The 23,691-nt window shown below is 61.7% G+C and carries 24 protein-coding genes; 15 read left to right on the top strand and 9 right to left on the bottom strand.

Annotated elements, in window-relative coordinates:
- The 7 genes from ACOYNB_RS13380 to lysS all read right to left on the bottom strand — a co-directional run.
- A partial coding sequence (locus tag ACOYNB_RS13380; RefSeq protein WP_422839515.1) for a biotin carboxylase N-terminal domain-containing protein occupies positions 1–893 on the bottom strand: 893 nt, incomplete at its 3' end.
- A 15-nt stretch (positions 894–908) separates the two neighbouring features.
- Positions 909–1,370 (bottom strand): acetyl-CoA carboxylase biotin carboxyl carrier protein, encoded by a 462-nt coding sequence (gene accB, locus ACOYNB_RS13375; protein ID WP_422839514.1) that lies wholly within the window; start codon positions 1,368–1,370, stop codon positions 909–911.
- 79 nt (positions 1,371–1,449) lie between these two features.
- On the bottom strand, positions 1,450–1,899 hold the full coding sequence (gene aroQ / locus ACOYNB_RS13370; protein WP_422839513.1) for a type II 3-dehydroquinate dehydratase: 450 nt from the start codon (positions 1,897–1,899) through the stop codon (positions 1,450–1,452).
- A gap of 144 nt (positions 1,900–2,043) precedes the next feature.
- Positions 2,044–2,640, bottom strand: a complete 597-nt coding sequence (locus ACOYNB_RS13365; protein WP_422839512.1) for a TlpA family protein disulfide reductase — start codon at positions 2,638–2,640, stop codon at positions 2,044–2,046.
- 2 nt (positions 2,641–2,642) lie between these two features.
- Entirely contained in the window at positions 2,643–3,242 is a 600-nt protein-coding gene (locus tag ACOYNB_RS13360; RefSeq protein WP_422839511.1) for a hypothetical protein, read from the bottom strand.
- A gap of 2 nt (positions 3,243–3,244) precedes the next feature.
- Positions 3,245–5,419 carry a molybdopterin-dependent oxidoreductase gene (locus ACOYNB_RS13355; protein ID WP_422839510.1) on the bottom strand — a complete coding sequence of 725 codons (2,175 nt, stop codon included), beginning with the start codon at positions 5,417–5,419 and terminating at the stop codon, positions 3,245–3,247.
- An 89-nt stretch (positions 5,420–5,508) separates the two neighbouring features.
- Positions 5,509–7,035 carry a lysine--tRNA ligase gene (gene lysS, locus ACOYNB_RS13350; RefSeq protein ID WP_422839516.1) on the bottom strand — a complete coding sequence of 509 codons (1,527 nt, stop codon included), beginning with the start codon at positions 7,033–7,035 and terminating at the stop codon, positions 5,509–5,511.
- Between the two features lie 65 nt (positions 7,036–7,100).
- Between lysS and ACOYNB_RS13345 the strand changes: the two genes are divergently transcribed.
- The 6 genes from ACOYNB_RS13345 to ACOYNB_RS13320 all read left to right on the top strand — a co-directional run bounded on the left by ACOYNB_RS13345 (position 7,101) and on the right by ACOYNB_RS13320 (position 13,268).
- Positions 7,101–8,501: a lipopolysaccharide biosynthesis protein gene (locus ACOYNB_RS13345; protein ID WP_422839509.1), complete on the top strand. Its 1,401-nt coding sequence runs from the start codon at positions 7,101–7,103 to the stop codon at positions 8,499–8,501.
- Between the two features lie 73 nt (positions 8,502–8,574).
- Positions 8,575–9,246 (top strand): acyltransferase, encoded by a 672-nt coding sequence (locus ACOYNB_RS13340; protein WP_422839508.1) that lies wholly within the window; start codon positions 8,575–8,577, stop codon positions 9,244–9,246.
- Complete coding sequence (locus ACOYNB_RS13335; RefSeq protein ID WP_422839507.1) at positions 9,243–10,373, top strand: glycosyltransferase; 1,131 nt, start codon at positions 9,243–9,245, stop codon at positions 10,371–10,373. Before ACOYNB_RS13340 ends, ACOYNB_RS13335 begins: the two co-directional genes overlap by 4 nt.
- Positions 10,370–11,479, top strand: a complete 1,110-nt coding sequence (locus ACOYNB_RS13330) for a glycosyltransferase family 2 protein (RefSeq protein ID WP_422839506.1) — start codon at positions 10,370–10,372, stop codon at positions 11,477–11,479. The genes ACOYNB_RS13335 and ACOYNB_RS13330 overlap by 4 nt, the downstream gene beginning before the upstream one ends.
- 23 nt (positions 11,480–11,502) lie before the next feature.
- Positions 11,503–12,675, top strand: a complete 1,173-nt coding sequence (locus tag ACOYNB_RS13325; RefSeq protein ID WP_422839505.1) for a DegT/DnrJ/EryC1/StrS family aminotransferase — start codon at positions 11,503–11,505, stop codon at positions 12,673–12,675.
- Positions 12,672–13,268, top strand: a complete 597-nt coding sequence (locus ACOYNB_RS13320; RefSeq protein WP_422839504.1) for a sugar transferase — start codon at positions 12,672–12,674, stop codon at positions 13,266–13,268. Before ACOYNB_RS13325 ends, ACOYNB_RS13320 begins: the two co-directional genes overlap by 4 nt.
- A 16-nt stretch (positions 13,269–13,284) precedes the next feature.
- On the opposite strand, the gene ACOYNB_RS13315 is transcribed toward ACOYNB_RS13320, so the two are convergent.
- A complete protein-coding gene (locus tag ACOYNB_RS13315; RefSeq protein WP_422839503.1) occupies positions 13,285–14,676 on the bottom strand; it encodes an L-serine ammonia-lyase in 1,392 nt (463 codons plus the stop codon).
- 162 nt (positions 14,677–14,838) lie between these two features.
- Between ACOYNB_RS13315 and ACOYNB_RS13310 the strand changes: the two genes are divergently transcribed.
- From ACOYNB_RS13310 to ACOYNB_RS13280, 7 genes are all read left to right on the top strand, one after another.
- On the top strand, positions 14,839–15,768 hold the full coding sequence (locus ACOYNB_RS13310) for an SDR family NAD(P)-dependent oxidoreductase (protein ID WP_422839502.1): 930 nt from the start codon (positions 14,839–14,841) through the stop codon (positions 15,766–15,768).
- 298 nt (positions 15,769–16,066) lie between these two features.
- Complete coding sequence (locus ACOYNB_RS13305) at positions 16,067–17,089, top strand: sulfate ABC transporter substrate-binding protein (protein WP_422839501.1); 1,023 nt, start codon at positions 16,067–16,069, stop codon at positions 17,087–17,089.
- A 27-nt stretch (positions 17,090–17,116) separates the two neighbouring features.
- Positions 17,117–17,959: a sulfate ABC transporter permease subunit CysT gene (gene cysT / locus ACOYNB_RS13300; RefSeq protein ID WP_422839500.1), complete on the top strand. Its 843-nt coding sequence runs from the start codon at positions 17,117–17,119 to the stop codon at positions 17,957–17,959.
- A gap of 12 nt (positions 17,960–17,971) precedes the next feature.
- Positions 17,972–18,838, top strand: a complete 867-nt coding sequence (gene cysW, locus ACOYNB_RS13295) for a sulfate ABC transporter permease subunit CysW (RefSeq protein ID WP_422839499.1) — start codon at positions 17,972–17,974, stop codon at positions 18,836–18,838.
- The gene (locus ACOYNB_RS13290) at positions 18,835–19,884 is read left to right on the top strand and encodes a sulfate/molybdate ABC transporter ATP-binding protein (protein WP_422839498.1); all 1,050 of its coding nucleotides are present in this window, start codon (positions 18,835–18,837) and stop codon (positions 19,882–19,884) included. The genes cysW and ACOYNB_RS13290 overlap by 4 nt, the downstream gene beginning before the upstream one ends.
- Positions 19,881–20,819, top strand: coding sequence for a CysB family HTH-type transcriptional regulator (locus ACOYNB_RS13285; protein ID WP_422839497.1), 939 nt, complete (start codon positions 19,881–19,883; stop codon positions 20,817–20,819). The genes ACOYNB_RS13290 and ACOYNB_RS13285 overlap by 4 nt, the downstream gene beginning before the upstream one ends.
- A gap of 88 nt (positions 20,820–20,907) precedes the next feature.
- Positions 20,908–21,567, top strand: a complete 660-nt coding sequence (locus ACOYNB_RS13280; protein WP_422839496.1) for a hypothetical protein — start codon at positions 20,908–20,910, stop codon at positions 21,565–21,567.
- On the opposite strand, the gene ACOYNB_RS13275 is transcribed toward ACOYNB_RS13280, so the two are convergent.
- A complete protein-coding gene (locus tag ACOYNB_RS13275) occupies positions 21,551–22,072 on the bottom strand; it encodes a methylated-DNA--[protein]-cysteine S-methyltransferase (protein WP_422839495.1) in 522 nt (173 codons plus the stop codon). The genes ACOYNB_RS13280 and ACOYNB_RS13275 overlap by 17 nt on opposite strands.
- A 215-nt stretch (positions 22,073–22,287) precedes the next feature.
- Here ACOYNB_RS13275 and ACOYNB_RS13270 point away from each other — a divergent pair, with 215 nt between their 5' ends.
- Entirely contained in the window at positions 22,288–22,578 is a 291-nt protein-coding gene (locus ACOYNB_RS13270; RefSeq protein ID WP_374256895.1) for a co-chaperone GroES, read from the top strand.
- A 50-nt stretch (positions 22,579–22,628) separates the two neighbouring features.
- Positions 22,629–23,691: chaperonin GroEL (groEL, locus tag ACOYNB_RS13265; RefSeq protein ID WP_422839494.1), on the top strand; the 1,063-nt coding region annotated here is incomplete at its 3' end.

Here is a 23,691-nt window from a genome sequence, read left to right as displayed (position 1 = left end):
GGGTGCTCCACCTGCACGCGGGTGTTCATTTCAATGAAGTAGAACTCGCCGTTTTCGTACAGGAATTCGAAGGTGCCCGCACCACGGTAGCCGATCTTCTTGCACGCCGCGGCACAGCGGTCGCCCACCTTTTCGATCAGACGACGGTTGATGCCGGGCGCTGGTGCTTCTTCGATGATCTTCTGGTGGCGACGCTGCATGGAGCAGTCGCGCTCGCCCAGCCACACGGCGTTCTTGTGCTGGTCGGCCAGCACCTGAATTTCGATGTGACGGGGGTGCTCCAGGAATTTCTCCATGTACACCTGCGGGTTGCCGAAGGCAGCACCCGCTTCGTTCTGCGTGGTCTGCACGGCGTGCAGCAGGGCGGCTTCGGTGTGCACCACGCGCATGCCGCGACCACCACCACCACCTGCGGCCTTGATGATCACCGGGTAGCCGACCTGGCGGGCAATCTTGATGATTTCCTTGGGGTCGTCAGGCAAGGCGCCTTCCGAACCGGGCACGCAAGGCACGCCCGACTTGATCATGGCTTGCTTGGCCGAGACCTTGTCACCCATGATGCGGATGGACTCGGGGGTCGGGCCAATGAAGGTGAAGCCGGATTGCTCGACGCGCTCGGCGAAGTCGGCGTTCTCGGACAGGAAGCCATAGCCAGGGTGAATGGCTTCGGCGTCGGTCACTTCGGCGGCCGAGATGATGGCTGGCATGTGCAGATAGCTCTGCGCAGACGGCGCCGGGCCAATGCACACGGCTTCGTCGGCCAGCTTGACGTACTTGGCGTCGCGGTCGGCTTCGGAGTAGACAACGACGGACTGGATGCCCATTTCGCGGCAGGCGCGCTGAATGCGCAGCGCGATCTCGCCGCGGTTGGCGATCAGAATTTTCTTGAACATGGCGAAGTCCCCGCCTTATTCAATGATGAACAGGGGCTGACCGTATTCGACGGGCTGACCGTTGTCGACCAGGATCTTGGTGATGGTGCCATCCTTGTCGGCTTCGATCTCGTTCATGATCTTCATGGCTTCGATGATGCACACAGGTTGGCCGGCCTTGACCACATCGCCGACATCGGCGAAGGCCTTGGCGCCAGGGCTGGACGCACGGTAGAAGGTGCCCACCATGGGCGACTTGACCACGTGACCGGCCAGTTCGGCGGCGGGCGCGGCTTCGGCTGCAGGTGCTGCGGCCACAGGAGCGGGGGCAGCGGCCACCGGTGCGGCGGCGTGCTGGGCGACCGGCATGGTCATGACCACGGGGGCGGCGCCAGCCTTGACGATGCGGACTTTGCCGTCGGCCTCGGTGATCTCCAGTTCAGAGACGTTGGACTCGGAGACGAGGTCGATCAGGGTCTTCAGTTTACGCAGGTCCATGGTGTACTAACTCCAGCAAAAACTAGCGAGCGGGTCACGCTCGTGGGTATCGCGGTTGATGGCGTCCGGGTGGGGCGACTCAGCCGCGAACAGGTGCGCCCAGTCGGTCCAGGGCGGCATCCAGGGCATGACGATAGCCAGCCGCACCCAAGCCCACGATCACGCCTTCAGCGAGATCAGAGAAATAGGAGTGGTGACGGAACGGCTCGCGTCGGTGAACGTTTGAAAGATGCACTTCGATGAATGGAATGGCCACGCCGGCCAGTGCATCACGCAGGGCCACGCTGGTGTGCGTGAAAGCGCCCGGATTGATGATGATGAAGGCGGTCCCATCGGTGCGGGCTTCGTGCACGCGGTCGATCAGCATCCCTTCATGGTTGCTTTGAAAGGCAGACAGACTGACGCCGCGAGCGGCGGCTGCGTCAACCAGCCCAGCATTGATCTGCTCCAGGGTGGTGGCGCCGTAGACCTGCGGTTCACGCGTGCCCAGCAGGTTCAGATTGGGGCCATGGAGGACAAGAATCTTCATGTGTCTTTGGCGTAAACCCTTGCATTACTTCTGCAACGATCATGGGTTTTCGGCCAAGAAAATCAAAGTAGGCGCATTTTAGCCGCAAATGGCTGAAATCCGGCAATTCTTGACTTTGGGGTGGGCGCTGATGCGGTACTCGCTTCAGCGGGGCGCTTGCGCGTCGATGAGCGCTGCTTGTGCACTCAAGGCGTCATAACTGGTGGCGCCGGTGATGCGGTGGCGAATCTGGCCTTGTGCATCCAGGATGACGGAAAAAGGCAGCCCACCGGCGACGTTGCCGAGTTTTTGGGACAGTTCCGTGCCACCAAAGCCAGCCAAGCCGATGTCGAATCCTACTCCGACTTTGGCCAAAAAATCACGTACGGGTGTCGGACCATCGATGGCCAGCCCCACGACACGCCAGCCTTTGGCGTGGAACGCCTCGTGAAAGTGGTTCAGTTCTGGCAACTCTTTGACGCAGGGCGGACACCAGGTTGCCCAGAAATTCAGGACCAGGGGGTGCCCACGGTAGTCCGCCAATTTGAGGGTGCCACCTGTCGGCGTATCAAATTGCTGCGACCACAGGTCGGCGGGAGCGGGTTCTCCGGCGGGCTTGCTGGGCGCGATGGGCGTGCTGCTGGGGGGAGTGCGATTCAGCCAGGCCAGGGCCCCTGCTGTGGCCGCCACGCTGGCGGCAGCCGCGCCGATCAGTCTGCGTCGGGTGGGGGATGGCGTGGTTTGCTCGGGAGTTGGTGACATGGTCAGGTGGGGTTGGGTTCGGCCATCATGCGCTGCAGCGCGGACAGGTCGCCGCGCTCCGTCTTGCCTTTGGCGTCGGGTTTGAGGGCGCCGCGGAGGTCGTCTGCATCCAGAATGGTCAGGTGCAGGCCCACCGCTTCTTGCAGGCCGGGGCATTGAACCGTCAGGCTCAAGCGGTCGACGCTGTGGCCACGCGGGCCCGGCGCACTGCCCACATCGTAGTCCACACCCTTGTCCAGCAAGGCGATCTCGGCGGACTTGCTGTCATCGCAATAGAGTTGCAGGTGGATGTCGTTGAGTCGGGTGGCCGTGCCGCGCCAGACGGCACCCGTGAGGTGCGGGCGGAATTCGGACAGGCGGCCCATCCAGAGGGCGGCCGTCTCGCGCAAGGCGGCCAATTCCTGAGGCTGCGTGTCGGCGCAAAACACAGAGAGGTACTCGATGACCGCATCTTCGACCTGCTGGTTATCGGGCAGTTCGGCGCGACCGTTGAGCCCCAGTTGTTTGACGGCTCGTCGCTTGGCTGGGCCGTATTCCAGCCCCTCTTCCACGACGAGGCGTGCGGCCGTGGCTGCGATTTCGAGGGTGATGTGAGTGGACATCGTCAGGCAGGGGAGACTTCGACAGGCACGGCGCTGAAGGCGGCGTTGCCACTGAGACGATCGATGGCGCGGTCATCGGTCAGATCATTGATGCTGACACCCGCATGTGCTTGTGCAACTTTCAGTTGCACGCCCGCTCGGTTGTGGCCCCACCCGTGCGGCAGGCTGACGACACCGGTGCGAATCTTGGGCGTCACGTGCAAAGGCACGATGATACGTCCCACGCGTGAGCTCACGGCCACGCTCTGGCCGTCTTGCAATTGACGGGCCTGGGCGTCGTGCGGGTGCATCCACAGTACGCATCGGTTCTTGCCCGACACCAGTCGTTCGCTGTTGTGCATCCACGAATTGTTGGTTCGCACATCTCGGCGGCCAATCAGTCGCAGTGTGTCGCTGCATGCGGTGGACAGGAATTCTGCAGTGACCAAGGGGAGCTCGCGGGCGACGGCGTCGGGTAACAGTGACACGGTTTTGCGTTTGCGACGAAGGGTGGCCACCAGCGATGGCTGGAGTGGACCAAGATCGATGCCCTCGGGATGCGCAAGCAAATCGGCCATCCGCACCGGTGCTTGATGACGCCTCAGCCCCAGTGCCAGAACGCGCCGGGGAGAGAGCTTGGCCATCAGCGCGCGCGTGGCCAGTCCTTGTATGCGCTGCCAGGCGGAGCTGCGCTCCAATGACCATGCTCGGCGTGCGTAGCGCTGCGCCAGCTCGCTGTAGATTTGCCAATCATGGCGCGCATCAGGGGCCGCTGGCACGATGGCATCGGAATAGCGGGCGGTATTGCGAACCGCCAGATGCAGGAAGACCAGATCGTAATGATCGTGTTCCACAAAGCAGGTCGGGGGCAGGATCACGTCGGCGTGGCGGGAGGTTTCGTTGATGTAGAAATCCATCGACACCATGAAGTCCAGTCCTTCCAGGGCGCGGTCGAGTTGCGTGCCATTTGGCGTGGACAGGACAGGGTTGCCGCAGGAAGTTACCAGCGCTCGGATCTGGCCTTTGCCGGGGGTCAGCATTTCTTCAGCCATCACGGACACGGGCAGCTCGCCAGCAAATTCAGGAGCACCCCGAACGCGACTGCGCCAGACGTCGTAGTGCCCCTTGCCCATCAGCCCCGCGGAAATCAGGTTGAGGGCAGGCGTGGTGAGGAGGGCACCGCCCACACGGTCGACATTGCCGGTCAGCAGGTTGATCACCTGGATGGCCCATTGGCACAGGGCGCCGTGTGCTTGTGTCGAGACCCCCATGCGGCCGTACATCACGGCAGCGGAGGTGTGTGCAAACTCACGGGTCAGTCGTCGTGTGATGGCTGCCTCCACCCCCGTGTATGCGGCTGTTGCCTCGGGACTGAAGGGCTGTACGGCTGCGCGAAGTGCATCCAGCCCCTGGATCAGTTCGGACCATGCATCCGGCTTGACCAGTGCCTCGTCAAACAGGGTGTGAATCACGGACAGTAGCCAGGCGGCATCGCTGCCGGGCACGATGGCCAGGTGCTCGTCGGACAGCGCGGTGGTCTCCGTCTCACGGGGGTCAAGGACCACCAGTTTGCCGCCTCGCTCGCGCAGGGCTTTGAGGCGCCCGCGCATATCGGGCGCGGTCATCAGGCTGCCATTGGACGCCATGGGATTGGCCCCCAGCATGATCATGTACTGGGTGCGGTCAATGTCAGGGATGGGCAACATGAATTGATGCCCATACAACCAGTAGGCAGCCAAGTGGTGCGGAAGTTGGTCCACAGAGGTTGCCGAGAAGCGCGCGCGGGTCCTCAGTTGGCTGAAAAACAGGTGGCCATGGGTCACATTGCCCCAGTTGTGGATGCTGGGGTTGCCCTGGTACACCGCAACGGCCTGGGTGCCGTGTTGCTCACGCACTTTGACCAGTCCGTCCACCACCAGGTCAAACGCCTGGTCCCAAGAGATGGGCTCCCAGCGATCGCCGACACGCCTCACGGGCTGTCGCAACCGATCCGGGTCTTCATGAAGATCCTTGAGGGCCACGGCCTTGGGGCAAATGTGTCCTCGGGACAGCGGGTCGGCCTCGTTGCCCTTGACTGAAACGATGCGCTCGTTCTGCACCTGAAACGTCAGCCCGCAAATGGCTTCGCACAGGTTGCAGGCGCCATGGCGTGTTTCGATCGGGCCGGTCGGGGCGGATGAAGAGGAGGGGAGGCTCATGCGTGACGGAGGGTGTCAATCGTGAGGCGTCATCCTAAAAGAAAAGGGACCCGAAGGTCCCTTGCAAGGTTTTGCCGCAGTTTGCAGGATCAGACTTCGCGGCGCAGGGCCGGGAACAGGATCACGTCGCGGATGTTGGGGGCGTCGGTCAACAGCATCATCAGACGGTCGATACCGATGCCGCAGCCGCCGGTGGGGGGCAGGCCGTATTCCAGCGCGCGGATGTAATCGGCGTCGAAGTACATGGCTTCTTCGTCACCAGCGTCCTTGGCCGAAGCCTGGGCAGCGAAGCGTGCGGCTTGTTCTTCGGGGTCATTCAGCTCGGAGAAGCCGTTGCCGTATTCGCGACCGGTGATGAACAGCTCGAAACGCTCGGTGATGCTGGGGTTGGTGTCCGAGGCGCGGGCCAGGGGGGACACCTCGACGGGGTAGTCGATGATGAAGGTCGGTTGCCACAGCTTTTCTTCCACTGCAGCTTCGAACATGCCGAATTGCAATTCGGCCAGATTCCAGCGGGCAGGGGGTTCATCGCCGAGCTGCTTGAGTTTTGTGTGCAGGAATTCGGCGCTGTCAGCCTCGGCTTCGCTCAGACCGGCAATCTCGATCAGCGATTGGCGCACCGTCATGCGGGCGAACGGCGATTCCAGATCGACTTCCTTGCCGCCATACGTGACCTTGGCGGTGCCCACGGCGGCGATGGCCGCGTGACGCAGGATGGCTTCGGTGAAGTCCATCAGGTCGTGGTGGTTCCACCAGGCAGCGTAGAACTCCATCATCGTGAATTCGGGGTTGTGACGGACCGACACGCCTTCGTTGCGGAAGTTGCGGTTGATCTCGAACACGCGCTCGAAGCCGCCCACGACCAGACGCTTGAGGTAGAGCTCAGGGGCGATGCGCAGGAACATTTCCTGGTCCAGCGCGTTGTGGTGGGTGATGAAGGGCTTGGCGTTGGCACCACCGGGGATGGGATGCATCATGGGCGTTTCGACTTCCAGGAAGCTGTTGTCGACCATGAAGGCGCGGATGGAGGCAATGGCCTTCGAGCGAGCAATGAAGCGCGCGCGCGACTCTTCGTCCACGATCAGGTCGACGTAGCGCTGTCGGTACTTCTGTTCCTGGTCGGTCATGCCGTGGAACTTGTCGGGCAGTGGGCGCAGGGCCTTGGTCAGCAGGCGGATCATGCTGACCTTGATCGACAGTTCACCGGTCTTGGTCTTGAACAGGGTGCCTTCGGCGCCCAGGATGTCACCCAGGTCCCAGTGCTTGAAGGCGGCCAGGGTGTCGGCGCCCACGGCGTCCAGGGTCACGTAGACCTGGATGCGACCGGTGGCGTCCTGCAGGGTGCCGAAGCAGGCCTTGCCCATGACGCGCTTGAGCATCAGGCGACCACCCACGCTGACCTGGATGCCTTGGGCTTCCAGCTCGGCGGCGTCGGTGCCGTCGTGGGCCGCGTGCAGCGCGCCGGCGCGGTCGGCGGGCTTGAAATCGTTGGGGAATGCCACGCCTTGGGCACGGATGGCGGCCAGTTTCTCGCGACGTTCTGCCACCAGTTTGTTGGTGTCGAACTGGAGTTCAGGAGCCGTGTCGTGCGTGGGGTGAAGATGGGGCGTGGTCATGGTGGCGGCAAAAGTGAAGTCGGCCAAACCCTCAATTGTATGAAACCGTGCGCGACAATGACACCATGTCTGCTCAAGATTCCGCTTCTTCTGCTTCGTCGTCGGCGCAAATGTCGGTTTCCGTGCCTGTTTGGCAGCGGATCTGGCAGGCGATTCCGCGTGCCGCGCTGGGGAATCTGGTCGCCAAACTGCTGATCGTGGGGCTTGGCTTGGCCATTACCGTGCTGGTGGCGCGTCAGGGCCCCAAGGTTCAGGGGGCGTTCGCTTTGTTCGTGGCCGTGGAGTCGGCTTTGTTGACGCTGTTTTCGGGGTTGGGGCTGTGGCTGGCGCGACAAGTGTCGCAGCAGGCGCCCGATTCGGCCATTCGGACCTTGCCCATGTTGCAGGGCGTGTTGCGGGCAGCGGTGTTCCTGGGGCTGTTGGCCTCGGCCGTTTTGTTGGCTGTGTCCTGGTGGGCCGACGCCATGCCCTATTCGCAATTGTGGTTGCTGGCGCTGGCGGCCCCCTTCTTGTTGTTGGTGCCCACGGCCACGGGCCTGTGGCTGGGCGAGGGCCGCATGTGGCCCATCAATCTGGCGCAGGTGGCTGCCCCAGCATCGGTGTTGCTGGGTTTGCTGGGAGCCTCCTGGTTGACGCATGGCGGAACACGCAGCACCCCCGCCGTGGTGCTGGTGTTGATCGCCTGGGTCAGTGGCAAGTCCCTGGTAGCAGTGGTGACGGCCATTCGCGCCATGCGTGACGCTGATCAGCGTGATGGCGCCCAGGCCGATGCCTTGCAGAGTTCACGTCTGACCTCGTTCATGGCGCCGCAGGCCGTGTGGTGGCAGCAGTGGCCGTTTGTGCTCACGATTGGTGTGACCAATGTGGTGAGCTTGCTGAACTACCGGGCTTCACTGTTTCTTGTGGAGCGTTTCCACGGGTTGAGTGTGGTGGGCACGTATTCGGTGGCAGTGACCGTGGCCGAGTTGCTGTGGCTGCTGTCGTCGTCGGTGACGGTGTCGGCTTACGCGCGCATTGGTCACCCTGATGTGGCAGTGGCGGCTGCCATGACGGTGCAGGCGGTACGCATCAATGTGCTGGCCACGCTGGCGGCCGCCCCGGTGTTGTTGGGGTTGGCCTGGTGGGGCTTGCCTTGGGTGATGGGGGAGGCCTATGCCGCCTCCCTGCTGCCCCTGGCGGCCTTGTTGCCCGGCGTGGCGGCCTATGCTGCCGCGTCCAGTTTGTCGGCGTTTTATACCAATCACCTGGGGCGCCCGCAGTTGTCGGGCAGCATTGCCGGATTGTCTCTGACCGTGAGTTTCGGTCTGGGCTGGTTCCTGGTGCCGGCTTATGGTGCGGTGGGGGCGGGTGTGGCGTCCAGTCTGGGGTACATCGTGGCCATCGTGGCGGCGTATGGCGTGTTCCTGAAACATGCCGGGTTACCCGTCCGCGCCCTGTGGCAGCCTTCTCTGACCCGTCTGTCTTGATGGTCAATGCATGGCGACGTATGGGGGACAATATGAGCACCCTTCTGCATGCCCTTTCACCCATTGTTGACCCATGTCGGCCCTGATTCAGCGACTCAAGCATCCCATCGTGCGTTTGCTGGCCGTTTTCACCGGCCCGCGCGTGGCGTATGGCTGGCGTAATGCCGACGGCTCGTGGTGTCCGCATACCCGGGTGAGCACGCACACCAGCATCGAAGGATCCGGCAAGCTGGTTTTGCAGGACCATGTGTTCATCGGGCACTTCAACCGCATCGATGGCTCCAACGGTTTGCTGATCGAAGAGGGTGTGCAGGTGACCAATTACGTGTCGGTCCTCAGCCACTCCAGTCACAAGTCCGTTCGGGTGATGGGTCGCCGTTACGTGAACGAGGCCGACCCGGTGGGGTATGTGCGCCGCGCCACGCGCATTGGCGCGTACGGCTTCATCGGTCCTCACAGTGTGATTGCACCTGGGGCGCAGATCGGCAAAGGCGTGATCGTTCAGGGGTACAGCTTTGTGTCGGGCGAAGTGCCGGACTTTGCCATCGTCGGGCCTCAGGCGCCAGGCCAGCCTGCCGTGGTGCTGGGGGACAGCCGGTCGGTGGATCGCGCCTTGCTTCAACGGTACCCAGAACTGCACAGCCTGTATGCACAGTGGGCCGGGCAAGACAACTTGCGCCGGGCCTTGCAGGGCATGCCTGCAGCGCCCGCAAACGTTTCAACGGAAGGACAGGAACGAGCATGAATCGTCCAGATGCCGAGGGTGTACGCATCCTGTTTTTTGCGGACGCAGCCAGTGTGCACACCCGTCGCTGGGTGGCGGCGATGGTGGAGCGAGGCGCACGGGCCGTGGTCATCACGCGCCAGGCCGCCGAGGTGCCAGGTGCCGATGAGGTGATTGCCATCGCCCCGGGCAGCGACAAGTTGAGTTGGTTCACGGCCTTGCCCCGCGTGCGCAAGGTGGTCAAAGAGGTGGCGGCTCGTTTCCGGCCCACCCTGGTACATGGCCACTATGTGACGTCCTATGGTTTGTGGGCAGCAGCGTGCGGTTTGAACGTGCCCCGCGTGCTGACCGCCTGGGGCAGCGATGTGCTCGTGACCCCGCGTGAAAGTCGTTTCATGCGCATGGTGGTGGCGTGGTCCATGCACCATGCCGATCTGGTGACGGCCGACTCGATGGACATGATCGAAGAGATCGCTCGCTTCCATCCCTCCGGCCCTTGTCATCAGATTTTGTGGGGCGCTGACACGGACAAGTTCGTGCCGGGCGAGCCGGCGGAAGGCTTCGAGGTCATCAGCCTGCGTTCCTGGGAGGCCAACTACAACATCGACGTCATCATCGAAGCGTTTGCACGGGTGGTGGCGCAGCGCCCTGACAGCCCGATGCGCTTGCATCTGCTGGGTGGCGGTTTGTTGCGGGACGAGTTGAGCCAGCGTGTCAAATCGTTGGGTTTGCAGGATCTGGTTCAGTTCCATGGACGCGTGGGCGATGCGGAGATGGTGGCTGCCATCCAGCGCAGCCGCGTGTCGGTGTCCGTGCCCACCAGCGATGCGACCTCGGTGTCGGTGCTGGAGTCCATGTCGTGTGCCTTGCCCATCATCGGCTCAGACTTGCCCGCCAACCGCCAGTGGATTGACGAGCAGGGCGGCTGGATCGTGCCGATTCGGGATGTCGATGCTTTGGCCGACGCCTTGCTGCAGGCCCATGACCATCCGCAGCAAACGGCGCAAATGGGACAGTACAACCGTGCCCGCATCGAACGTGATGCCTCGCGTCGCGGGCAAATGGACGCCATGTGGCGCCTGTATCAGCGACTGCTGCACCCGACCACGTACCGTCTGACGCGACCGCGTCCTCAGGAGCGTTCGTGAGCGATCAAGCCTCTTCCCGGATCGTGTCCGTGATCGTGCCGTGCCGCAACGAGCGCGACTACATCACCGATTTCTGTGCCAGCGTGGCAGCCCAGTCCATTCCGGACGGCTGGACGCTGGAGGTGTGGATTGCCGATGGCATGAGCGACGATGGCACCCGCGAGCGCCTAGCCGACTGGTGTGCGCAGGATGCGCGATTCCACATGATCGACAACCCGGGGCGCATCGTGTCCTGTGGTTTGAACCGGTGCATCGAGCAGTCGCAAGGCGCGTTCATCGTGCGCCTGGACGTGCACACGGTCTATGCCGAAGATTATGTGGCGCAGTGCCTGGCGACCTGGCAGACCACGGGGGCGGACAACGTGGGTGGCCCCTGGCGAGCGCAAGGCACCGAAGGGGCGCGTGGCGTGGTGCAGCGGGCGATTGCCGCGGCCTTTCAGTCCCGGCTGGTGGCAGGGGGCGCTTTGTCGCGCGATCTGAACTACAACGGCGACGTGGACACCGTGTACCTGGGGGCCTGGCCGCGCACCACCTTCGAACGCTTTGGTGGGTTCGACGAGCAGCTGGTGCGCAATCAGGATGACGAGCACAACCTGCGCATCCACAAGGGCGGCGGGCGCATCTGGCAGTCGTCCAGCATCCGTTCGACCTATTTCCCACGTGCGAGCAAGGCCGACGTGTTCCGTCAGTACCGTCAGTACGGGTACTGGAAGCCTTTTGTCATGACCAAGCATGGTCAGGCGGCTGCCGTCCGTCACCTGATTCCGGGGCTGTTTGTCGCTGGCTTGATCGTGCTGGTGCTCACCACCTTTGTGGGCGCGTTGCTGGTGAAGTGCGCGCCACTCAACGAGGCTTGGCTGATGGGGCTGATCTGGCTGACCACTGGCACGGCCTTGGGGGCCGTTTTGTTGTCGGTGGCGTATGGCGTGGCGGTCTATGCCATCAGTTGGCAGATCGCCCAAGCGCAGGGGCGTGAGTTGCTCAAGCACCTGCCAGATGTCATCGCGGCTTATCACTTTGGCTACGGCCTGGGCTCCTTGCGAGGCTGGTGGGATGCCGTGGTACGCCGTCGCCCTGATCCTGCATTTGGTCGGCTCACACGCTGAGCTTCAACCTGATCGAGTTTGTCATGAGTTCTTCTTCTCAACCCTTCCTGCCGTTTGCCTTGCCTGAAATTGGCGAGGAAGAAATCGCCGAAGTGGTCGACACCCTGCGCTCCGGCTGGGTGACCACCGGTCCCAAGGCGCGCCAGTTCGAGCAAGCGTTTGTGGACTACCTGTGCGACGCCAGCTTGCAGGCCATCGCCGTCAATTCGGCCACCGCTGGCCTGCATCTGGCGCTGGAAGCCCTGGGCATCGGCCCCGGAGACGAGGTCATCACGACCACGCACACCTTTACGGCCACGGCCGAAGTGGTGCGCTACCTCGGTGCCGACGTCAAACTGGTGGACATTGACCCGGCGACGCTGAACATTGATCCGGTGGCCATTGAAGCGGCCATCACCCCGCGGACCAAGGCGCTGATGCCGGTGCACTACGCCGGCCTGTCGGTCGACATGGATGCCATCATGGCGATTGCCCGCAAGCATGGCCTGAAAGTGGTGGAAGACGCAGCCCATGCCCTGCCCACCACCTGGCGTGGCGCGCGCATCGGCACGCTGCAAAGCGACGCCGTGGTGTTCAGCTTCTATGCCAACAAGACCATGACCACGGGCGAAGGCGGCATGCTGGTGACGCGCGATGCCCAATTGGCTGCACGTGCCAAAGTGATGCGCCTGCATGGCATCAACCGCGATGCCTTCGACCGATTTACCGCCAAGGTGCCCAGTTGGTACTACGAAATCGTGGCCCCGGGCTTCAAGTACAACCTGACGGACATTGCGGCCGCCATGGGGCTGCATCAACTCAAGCGTCTGCCGGGGTTTCAGGTGCGCCGGGAGCAGATTGCGGCACGCTACGATGAGGCACTGGCCGACTTGCCGCTGATCGTGCCACCCCGCCCCGTGCATGCGGGTGATCTGCATTCGTGGCACCTGTATGTGGTGCGCCTGGCCGACGATGCGCCTGTTCAGCGCGATCAGCTCATCGAAAGCCTGTTTGCCGATGGCATCGGCGTGAGCGTGCACTACATCCCGCTGCATCTGCACCCGTACTGGAAAGAGCGCTACGACTTGAAGCCCGAGGCGTTCCCGCACAGCCAGAAGGCCTATGAGCAGATGGTCACCCTGCCGCTGTACACCCGCATGACCGATGCAGACGTCGAGCGTGTGATCGCCTCGGTGCGCAAGGCGTTGGGTCGATGAGCAAGCGGCTGTTTGACTGGGTGATGGCCTCGCTGGGCCTGCTGGTGCTGGGCCCCATCCTGCTGCTCATCGCGCTGGCCGTGAAGCTGGATTCACCTGGTCCCGTGTTTTTCAGGCAAGAGCGCGTGGGTCGATTTGGCCACCTGTTCCGCATCCACAAGTTCCGCACCATGCGGCATGAGCCTGCGGGAACGGGCTTGCAAATCACGGTGGGTGCAGACCGCCGCATCACCCGTGTGGGGCTTTTTTTGCGGGCGTCCAAGCTTGACGAGTTGCCGCAGTTGCTCGATGTCTGGCAGGGCACGATGAGCCTCGTGGGGCCTCGTCCCGAGGTGCCTCGCTATGTCGCGCACTACCCAGCCGAGTTGCGCGACAAGATTCTGTCGGTTCGCCCGGGGATCACCGACATCGCGTCGATTGAATACCGTGACGAGAGCACCATACTGGGACGCGCAGCCGACCCGGAACACGCTTACATCCACGAAGTGCTGCCGCACAAGCTGGCGCTGGCTGCAGCCTATGTGGACCGTGCGTCGGTGTGGCTCGACATTCAGTTGATTGGCCGCACCCTCGCCGCCATCGTGCGTCGCTGATCGACGCGGTGGCGCATCAGCAGGCCACGATGTTGACCGTCAGCGCCAGGCCGCCTTGCGCGGTCTCTTTGTAGCGGGACTGCATGTCGGCGCCCGTTTGCTTCATGGTCAGGATGACCTGATCCAGGCTCACACGATGGCGGCCATCGCCATGCAGGGCCAGGCGGGCAGCATTGATGGCTTTGACGGCGGCCAGGGCGTTGCGCTCAATGCAGGGGATTTGCACCAGTCCTGCCACCGGGTCGCAAGTCAAGCCCAGATGGTGCTCCATGCCGATTTCTGCGGCGTTTTCAATCTGGGCCGGAGAGCCACCCAAGACCGCACACAAGCCTGCCGCCGCCATGGAACAGGCTACGCCCACCTCGCCCTGGCAACCCACTTCGGCGCCCGAGATGGATGCGTTTTCTTTGTAGAGCAGACCGATGGCCGCAGCCGTCAACAGGAAATCCTCCACGCCGGCATCAGTGGCCCCCGGTACAAATCGACGGTAGTAATGCAAGACTGCCGGAATGATGCCGGCGGCGCCATTGGTGGGTGCCGTGACCACGCGGCTGCCGGCAGCATTTTCTTCATTCACAGACAAGGCGTACAGGTTGACCCAGTCCATCACGAGAAGGGGGTCTTCGTCGAGTGGGCGATGGCTCAGTGTTTGATACAGCGTGGGCGCGCGGCGACGCACCTTTAGGCCGCCCGGGAGCGTGCCTTCTTCATGCAGGCCACGTTCGACACACGCTTGCATGGCTGACCAGATGGCTTGCAGCCCGGTACGCACGTCCGCATCGCTTCGCCAGTGCTGTTCGTTACGGCGCATCAGGTCTGCGATGCTCAGTTGATGTTCGCCTGTCAGCGTCAGCAAGGTCTTGGCGCTGTGGAATGCCAGCGGTAATTCGTCGGCGCGCGTGGCGATTTGGTGCAAGGCCTGAACATCCGATGCAGCGTCATCGCTGATCACAAAACCGCCACCCACCGAGTAATAGGTGCGTTGCAGCAAGTCGTGTTTCTGGGCATCGAAAGCCGTCAGACGCAGGGCATTGGGGTGAAAAGGCAGACGTTCTGCGGGACGGAAACGAAGGTCGCAGGGGAGGTCAAACCGGATGTCGTGTTGCCCCATCAGGGACAGGCGCCCTCGGCGTGCCACGGCCTCCATCCAGCCCGGGATGAGGTCCAGTGGCACCGAGTCGGGGGCGTGCCCCATCAGGCCCAGCACCACCGCCCGGCCGCTGCCATGCCCGAGTCCGGTGGCACCCAAGGAGCCCAGCAGATCACATTGCACATGCGCGCAAGACGTCAGTTGTCCGCTCGCCTGAAGTTGCTGACCAAAGAGCTTGGCAGCCCGCATGGGGCCCACCGTGTGCGAGCTCGAAGGACCGATGCCGATCTTGAACAGGTCAAAGGCGGAGGTGGCCATGATGCGACTCCTGTTGCATGGGATCTTGACTTGCATCCCGATCGCCAGGCAAGTGGAGTAACCCGAGTCGCTTGTGATGATTCGCACAGAGCTCGTCGTTGGCACCATGTGGATGAGCGATGATGTGGCCTTCGTTTCAATTGCTGTATCGAGATTCAATCCATGACTGCATCGACTTCTTCTCACGGTGACTTGCGATTTGACGGCCGCGTGGCCATCGTGACGGGCGCAGGTGGCGGCTTGGGCCGCAGCCATGCCTTGGCTTTGGCGGCGCGTGGCGCCAAGGTGGTGGTCAACGATCTGGGCGGCAGCCGTGACGGCAGTGGTGGCAGCTGTGCGGCAGCCGATGCGGTGGTGGCTGAAATCCGTGCGGCGGGTGGCGTGGCCATGGCCAATGGTTGCTCCGTCACGGATCCGGCGGGTGTGCAGGCCATGGTCGAACAGGTGATGGCCGAGTGGGGGCGCATCGACATCCTGGTCAACAACGCAGGGATCCTGCGCGACAAGAGCTTCTCGAAGATGTCACTCGACGACTTCCGCCTGGTGGTGGACGTGCACCTGATGGGCAGCGTCTACACCACCAAGGCCGTGTGGGACATCATGCGTGAGCAAGGCTATGGCCGCATCGTGTTCACCACCTCGTCGTCAGGTCTGTATGGCAATTTTGGTCAGTCCAATTACGGGGCCGCCAAGATGGCCGTGGTGGGACTGATGCAGACCTTGTCTCTGGAAGGCGAGAAGAACAACATTCGCGTGAATTGCCTGGCGCCGACGGCGGCCACACGCATGACCGAAGACCTCCTGCCAGCCGATTTGCTCAATCTGCTGACGCCTGAGAGCGTCACCCCAGGTTTGTTGGCGCTGGTGGTGGAAGACGCGCCGACGCGCGCCATCCTGTGCGCGGGCGCGGGCGCCTTTGGAGCAGCGCATGTCACCTTGACCGATGGCGTGGTGATCCAGCCGGGGGCTGATGCCGCCGAACAAGTGGTGGCGCAGTGGGATGCCATTCAAGACCGCGCTGGCGAAGTGGTTCCTGGCAGCGGCATGGTCCAGACGCAGGGGCAGTTGACCAAGGTGATGAGCAGCCGTTGAGTGCTGCCCCATCAGTTGGGGACCTCATAAGGTTGGACGAATTGCTTCGTTTGCTTGGAGATGAGTGCTGTTTACAGTTCATTCATTGCAGATGCATAACGCTGTCATGGTTTCCAAGGGGGTTCTCTAGAAAAGGTGGGGTGGTGCCGGCGCTTTGAGCGAGAGGGCATCTTTGAGGGCGGCGCCTATCCGGCGTCGCCCTTTTTTGTTTTCTGCATATGCAAGTGACAAATAAGTTGTTCTTCAGATGAGGGGGGCTCTCTAACATGCGTTCATTGCATTAGAGAAGAGGTCTGTCATGCTCATTTCTTGGAAGAACACCTTGCGTCAATTGAGTGTTGCGGCGGTCATGGCTTCGGGCCTGGTATCGGTGGCGCACGCTGACACCACCCTGCTCAATGTCAGCTATGACGTGACCCGTGAGTTCTACAAAACCTACAACGTCGCGTTTGCCAAGTATTGGAAGCAGACAACCGGCGAGACGGTCACCATCAACCAGTCGCATGGCGGCTCCAGCAAGCAAGCGGGCAGTGTGGTTGCCGGCCTGGCTGCCGACGTGATCACCATGAACCAGGCCAATGACATCGACATCCTGGCCGAGCGCGGTGGATTGGTGCCCGCAGACTGGGCCAAGCGCTTGCCCAACAACAGTTCGCCGACCACTTCGGTCACCGTCATCCTGGTGCGCAAGGGCAACCCCAAGGGCATCAAGGACTGGACCGATCTGGCCAAACCGGGTGTGTCCGTCGTGATCCCCAACCCCAAGACCTCTGGCAACGGGCGCTATACCTACCTGGCAGCCTGGGGTTCGGTCATCAAATCGGGGGGCAATGCGACCCAAGCCCGCACGCTGGTGGAAAAGTTGTTTGCCAACGTACCTGTTTTTGATGGCGGCGGGCGTGCAGCCACCACCACCTTTGCACAGCGCAACATCGGCGATGCCCTGGTGACCTTCGAAAGCGAAGTGCCACTCATCCAAAACGAGTTCAACGGTGACTATCAGGTGGTCTACCCCAAGGTGACCATCCTGGCCGAGAACCCCGTCAGCGTGGTGGACAAGGTGGTCGACAAAAAGGGGTCGCGCAAGCAGGCCGAGGCCTATCTGAAGTACCTCTGGTCGGACGAAGGGCAGTTGATCGCGGCCAAAAGCCACCTGCGCCCCCGTTCGCCACAAGTGCTGGCGCAGTTCAAGTCGGCTTTTATCAGTGTGCCGACCTTCACCGTGGATGAAGTGTTTGGCGGCTGGAAGAAGGCGCAGAACGATCACTTCAAAGACGGCGGCATCTACGACCAGATCACGGCAAGCGGTCGTCGCCAGTAACCCCACCCGGTTCGAGAGTGAGTTGAGATGATTTTTTCGAAAACCCTGCTGCGGCGGCACACGGTGCTGCCCGGCTTTGATCTGGCGCTGGGGCTGACCTTGCTCTACCTGTGCCTGATCGTGTTGATTCCCTTGAGTGCGACGTTCTTGCGCAGCACATCCTTGACATGGCCAGAATTCGTGGAGGTGGTGACCTCGCCGCGGGTGGTCGCGTCTTACAAATTGACGTTTGGCTCGTCCTTGCTGGCTGCCGCGATCAACGCTTTTTTTGGGCTGTTGGTGGCGTGGGTACTGGTCCGGTATCAGTTTGTCGGTCGCCGACTCGTCGATGCCTTGGTGGATTTGCCTTTTGCCCTGCCGACTGCGGTGGCGGGTATCACCTTGACGGGGCTGTATTCCAGCAATGGCTGGATTGGCCAGTGGCTGGAGGCTGTGGGGGTGAAGGTGGCATTCACGCCTGCCGGGGTGTTTGTGGCCATGACGTTCATTGGCTTGCCCTTTGTGGTGCGCACGGTGCAGCCCATCCTGGAAGACCTGTCTGCCGAACTGGAAGAGGCTGCAGCGACCTTGGGCGCTTCGCGTTGGCAAAGCTTCACCAAAGTGGTATTGCCCATCGTGACGCCGGCCCTGCTGACCGGGTTCGCGCTGGCCTTTGCGCGGGCACTGGGTGAATACGGATCCATCATTTTCATTGCCGGCAACATGCCGATGATTTCGGAGATCACGCCCTTGCTGATCATCACGAAGCTGGAGCAGTACGACTACGCCGGGGCGACCGCCATTGCCGTGGTGATGCTGGTGATGTCATTCATTTTGCTGCTGGCCATCAATGGCTTGCAGGCCTGGACGCGCAAGCGCCAGGGCAAGTAAGAGGGAGTTGCCATGAGTGCAGTGTCTGTGGCCGGAGCAACGACCGAGCCCGCGTGGGTGCGGCGTGTGCTGATTGCAGTGGCCTTGCTGTTTTTGTCGCTCTTTTTGTTCGTGCCGCTGATCTCGGTCTTCTTTGAAGCCTTCAAAAAGGGGTGGGAGGTCTATGTCGCGGCCGTGACCGAACCCGATGCGATCGATGCCATGAAGTTGACCTTGATCGCGGCAGTGATTGCAGTCCCCATGAATCTGGTTTTCGGGGTGTCGGCCGCATGGGCCATCGCGAAATTCGATTTCCGCGGCAAGAGCGTGCTGCTCACCTTGATTGACCTGCCGTTTTCGGTGTCGCCTGTGGTGGCGGGGCTGATCTACGTGCTGGTATTCGGCTTGCAGGGGTGGTTCGGCGAGTGGTTGCAGGCGCATGACCTCAAAGTCATCTTCGCGGTGCCTGGCATCGTGTTGGCCACCATCTTCGTGACCTTCCCGTTTGTGGCGCGTGAGTTGATTCCGCTGATGCAGGCGCAAGGTCAGGAGCAGGAGGAGGCGGCGCGAGTGTTGGGGGCTTCGGGCTGGCAGACCTTCTGGAAGGTCACGCTGCCCAACGTCAAGTGGGGTCTGCTGTACGGCGTGATCCTGTGCAACGCCCGTGCAATGGGCGAGTTCGGCGCCGTGTCGGTGGTGTCGGGGCACATTCGCGGCCAGACCAACACGCTGCCCTTGCACATTGAAATTCTCTACAACGAGTACCAGTTTGCGGCGGCGTTTGCCGTGGCCTCGCTGTTGGCGAGTCTGGCGCTGGTCACATTGGTTCTCAAATACATCGTTGAACGCCGGGTGCATCAACAAATCACCCAGGCCAAATCAGCTGGAGCGGCAGCATGAGCATTGAAGTCAAGAATCTGGCCAAACGTTTCGGCCAAACCGTGGTGTGCGACAACCTGAATCTGCACATTCCGTCGGGTGAACTGGTGGCTTTGCTGGGCCCGTCTGGCTCAGGCAAGACATCCTTGCTGCGCATCATCGCAGGCCTGGAAACGCCCGACAGCGGCGTGGTGCTGTTCAACGGTGAAGACACCACCCATGTGGCCGTGCGCGAGCGCAATGTCGGGTTTGTGTTCCAGCATTACGCGCTGTTCGGCCACATGACCATCTTCGAAAACGTGGCCTTTGGTTTGCGTGTGCGTCCCAAGGTCACCCGTCCGTCAGAAGAAGCCATCCGCAAGAAGGTGACGGACTTGCTCAAACTGGTGCAGCTCGACTGGATTGCAGATCGTTATCCGCACCAACTCTCGGGTGGTCAGCGTCAGCGCATTGCGCTGGCCCGCGCGCTGGCGGTGGAGCCCAAGGTGCTGTTGCTGGATGAGCCCTTTGGTGCGCTGGATGCCAAGGTTCGCAAGGAGTTGCGCCGCTGGTTGCGCCGGCTGCATGACGAGATGCACATCACCAGTGTGTTCGTGACACACGACCAGGAAGAGGCCATGGAAGTGGCGGATCGCATCGTGGTGATGAACCACGGTCGCATCGAACAGGTTGGTGCCCCGGACGAGGTGTATGACCATCCCGCCACACCGTTTGTCTTGCAGTTCCTGGGCGATGTGAACCTGTTCCATGGTCGGGATCACGCGCCTGGCGATGTGGGCGAGGTGCCAGCGGTGAGCTATGTGCGTCCGCATGAAATTCAGGTGCTGGCCCGCGCAGAAGAGGGTAGTTTGTCTGCGACCTTGATCGACACTCTGACCGTGGGTCCCAACACGCGCCTGGCGTTCCAGCGCGGTGATGGTCAGGGCGAGATCGAGGTGGAGCTGACGCGTGACGAATTTGCGGCGCTACGCGACAGTGGCGTGTTGCGTGCAGGCGAGGTGGCGCACCTCAAGCCGCGTCGGGTGCGGCACTTTGAAGCGCCCGTGTCACAGCAGGGGGCTGCATGAACTTCCAACAATTGCGATCGGTCCGCGAGGCCGTTCGGCGTGGGTTCAACCTCACCGAAGTGGCCAATGCCTTGCATACCTCGCAGCCGGGGGTCAGTCGCCAGATTCGAGAGCTGGAAGACGAGCTGGGTGTGGAGTTGTTTCAGCGGGTGGGCAAGCGCTTGACGGGCATGACCCCGCCAGGCCAGCAATTGCTGCCGGTTATCGAGCGGCTGTTGCGTGAGGCTGAAAACCTGCGCCAAGCGGCGCGCGACTGTTCTTCGCATGATGTGGGCCCGCTGTCTTTGGCCGCGACCCACTCTCAGGCCCGCTACGCCCTGCCTGGGGCGGTGAAGGATTTCCGACAGCTCTACCCGCAGGTGACCTTGAGCCTGCATCAAGGCTCACCGCGTCAGGTGGCGCAAATGCTCATCAACGGCGAAGCGGACATCGGCATTGCGACCGAGGCCTTGGATCAGTACGAGCAGCTGGTCACGCTGCCCTGCTACAGCTGGACCCACTGCGTCGTGGTGCCGCCCGATCATCCCTTGCTGGATGGTGAACCGCTGACCTTGGCACGTCTGGCGCGTTATCCCATGGTCACGTATGAAGGGGGCTTCACAGGGCGCTCACACATCGACGAGGCCTTTGCCAAAGAAGGCATCAAGCCCAGCATCGTGCTGTCCGCGATGGACGCCGACGTGATCAAGACCTATGTTGAGTTAGGAATGGGTGTGGGGGTGGTGGCTTCGATTGCGTTTGATGCTGATCGGGACCGTAACTTGCGTGCGATCGATGCGGGGCATCTGTTTGCGGTCAACATGACTCGGCTGGCTTTCCGGCGTGGGGCCTTCTTGCGTGGCTATGCCTACGGCTTCATCGAAACGTTTGCGCCGCCGCTGACGCGCGAGGTGGTTGAACAGGCTGTCAATTTGGCCAACGAAGCCTCGGCATGAGTGCCTCCCCCATCAGTGGGTACGGCAGTCGGCTTGACCAGGGAATGGCGGTTGATACATTGAGCGCCTCAACGTTGTGAGGATTCCTATGATCAAACGCTCTGTTTTGACTGCTTCGATTGCGCTGTTGATGGGGGCACCACTGGCCCAGGCGGGTGAAGCTTATGTGGCCCTGGGCTTTCCCATCGTGCAAGTGGGTTACGCACACAGTGTCAATCAGCAACTGGGTTTGCGCGCTGACTTCGGGACCAGCGGCTCGTTCAGCAAGGACGGGATGGAGGAGGGGATCGACTACAAGGGCGACCTGAATTTGCACCGTGTGGGGCTGTTTGCCGACTATTTCCCTTTCAGTGGGGGATTCCGTCTGACGGGCGGCCTGACGCTGAACAAGGCTGAGTTGAAGTTGAATTCCAACTTGGTCAATGGCCGTAGTGTGGCCATCGGGGATCAGTCTTACACCCCAGATGGTTCCGAGTACCTGAATGTGCAGGTGAAAATGCCAGCCGTGATGCCTTATGTCGGCATTGGTTGGGGGCATCAGGCCAGTGAAAAGGGCTGGGGCTTTGTGGCAGACCTGGGCGTGTCGGTTGGCAAGGCCACACTCGACTACCAGACCAACCTGATTGCCAAGTCAGGTGGCGCCATCACGCAAGCCGACATCGACAAGGAAGTCAGCCAACTGCGCGACGGCGTGGGCAAGGTGACGGTTCTGCCCCAAATCAGTTTGGGTGTCAGCTACAAGTTCTGATGTTGTGACCTTCGCGGCGGAGAAGTTCGCGTTTGCGCGCTTCTCCCCACCTGTAGCCTGACAAGCTGCCGTCTTGTCGCACCACGCGGTGGCAGGGGATGACCATGGCGCAGGTGTTGGCCGCACAGGCGCCGGCGACCGCTCGGACTGCGCGGGGCCGATGGACTCGGCGTGCCAACTCTGAATAACTGATGACCTGGCCAGCAGGGATCTGCTGCAAGGCCGCCCAGACCTGCTGTTGAAAGGCCGTGCCATGTTCGACCAACTTCAGGGTCGGCAGAGGGGTGTCGGCTGGCTGCGCCAGGTGTCGCATCACAGCGGCCAGATGGCGCTGCACCTCGTGCTGTGCACTCGCGGGCGTGGCGTCTGACCGGACAGCGATCAGTGCGGTGATCAGGTCCTCGGCATTGTCGCCCAACCAAATCGCACACACGGCGTCGCCCTGAGCGGCGACCAGCACCGTGCCCAGATCACACGGGGCGGTGACGTAGCAAACCTGTGTCATGTCCTGAAATATGGGTGAGGTTTGTGAAAAAGGCCATTGTGGGGCCCTCTTGAAATGTCGCTGACCGTCCATATAATCTGTTAGCACTCGCTGAGTGTGAGTGCTAACGGTTGGGTCGATGACTCGATCCGCCCCATATTCAGCTATTTCAACGTGAGTTGTCACTCTCGTTGAGTCCATTGTTCCAACCGATGTCTCAAGAGACAGGAGAAGTCATGAAACTGCGTCCTCTGCACGATCGCGTGATCGTCAAGCGCCTGGAAAACGAAACCAAGACCGCCCTGGGCATCATCATCCCTGACAACGCCACCGAGAAGCCTGACCAAGGTGAAGTGCTGGCTGTCGGTCCTGGTAAGCGCAATGACAAGGGTGAATTCGTTGCCCTGAACGTGGCTGTGGGTGACCGTGTGCTGTTCGGCAAGTACTCCGGCCAGACCGTGAAGGTTGATGGCGAAGAGCTGCTGGTCATGCGCGAAGAAGACCTCTTCGCTGTGGTCACCAAGTAATCAAGCCGCACTCAGGCACTACCCCTTTCTACTGATTTCGGAGAATACACATGGCAGCAAAAGACGTCGTGTTCGGCGGCGAAGCCCGCGCACGCATGGTTGAAGGCGTGAACATTCTGGCTAACGCCGTCAAGACCACCCTGGGCCCCAAGGGTCGCAACGTGGTTCTGGAGCGCTCGTTCGGCGCCCCCACCGTGACCAAGGACGGTGTGTCCGTGGCCAAGGAAATCGAACTCAAAGACAAGCTCATGAACATGGGCGCTCAGATGGTCAAGGAAGTCGCTTCCAAGACGTCTGACAACGCTGGTGACGGCACCACCACCGCCACCGTGCTGGCTCAAGCCATCGTGCGCGAAGGCATGAAGTACGTGGCCGCCGGCATGAACCCGATGGACCTCAAGCGCGGCATCGACCGTGCTGTGGCCGCTCTGGTTGTCGAGCTGAAGAAGGCTTCGAAGGCCACCACCACATCCAAGGAAATCGCTCAAGTCGGCTCCATCTCTGCCAACTCTGACGCTGACGTCGGCGGCATCATCGCTGAAGCCATGGACAAGGTCGGCAAGGAAGGCGTGATCACTGTTGAAGACGGCAAGAGCCTGAACAACGAGCTGGACGTCGTCGAAGGCATGCAGTTCGACCGCGGCTACCTGTCGCCCTACTTCATCAACAATCCTGAAAAGCAAGCTGCGATTCTGGACAACCCCTTCGTGCTGCTGTTCGACAAGAAGATCAGCAACATCCGCGACCTGCTGCCTACCCTGGAGCAAGTTGCCAAGGCTGGTCGTCCTCTGCTGATCATCGCTGAAGACGTCGATGGCGAAGCCCTGGCGACCCTGGTGGTCAACACCATCCGCGGCATCCTGAAGGTCGTGGCTGTCAAGGCCCCTGGTTTCGGCGACCGTCGCAAGGCCATGCTGGAAGACATCGCCATCCTGACCGGCGGCAAGGTCATCGCTGAAGAAGTGGGCCTGACTCTGGAAAAAGTGACTCTGGCTGATCTGGGTTCTGCCAAGCGCATCGAAGTGGGCAAAGAAAACACCATCATCATCGACGGTGCTGGCGCTGCTGGCGACATCGAAGCACGTGTGAAACAAATCCGCGTTCAAATCGAAG

Source organism: Aquabacterium sp. (assembly GCF_049317225.1).
GTDB lineage: Bacteria > Pseudomonadota > Gammaproteobacteria > Burkholderiales > Burkholderiaceae_C > Aquabacterium.
The sequence above is the reverse complement of the archived record's forward strand: the minus strand, read 5'-3'. Positions and strand labels throughout refer to the sequence as shown.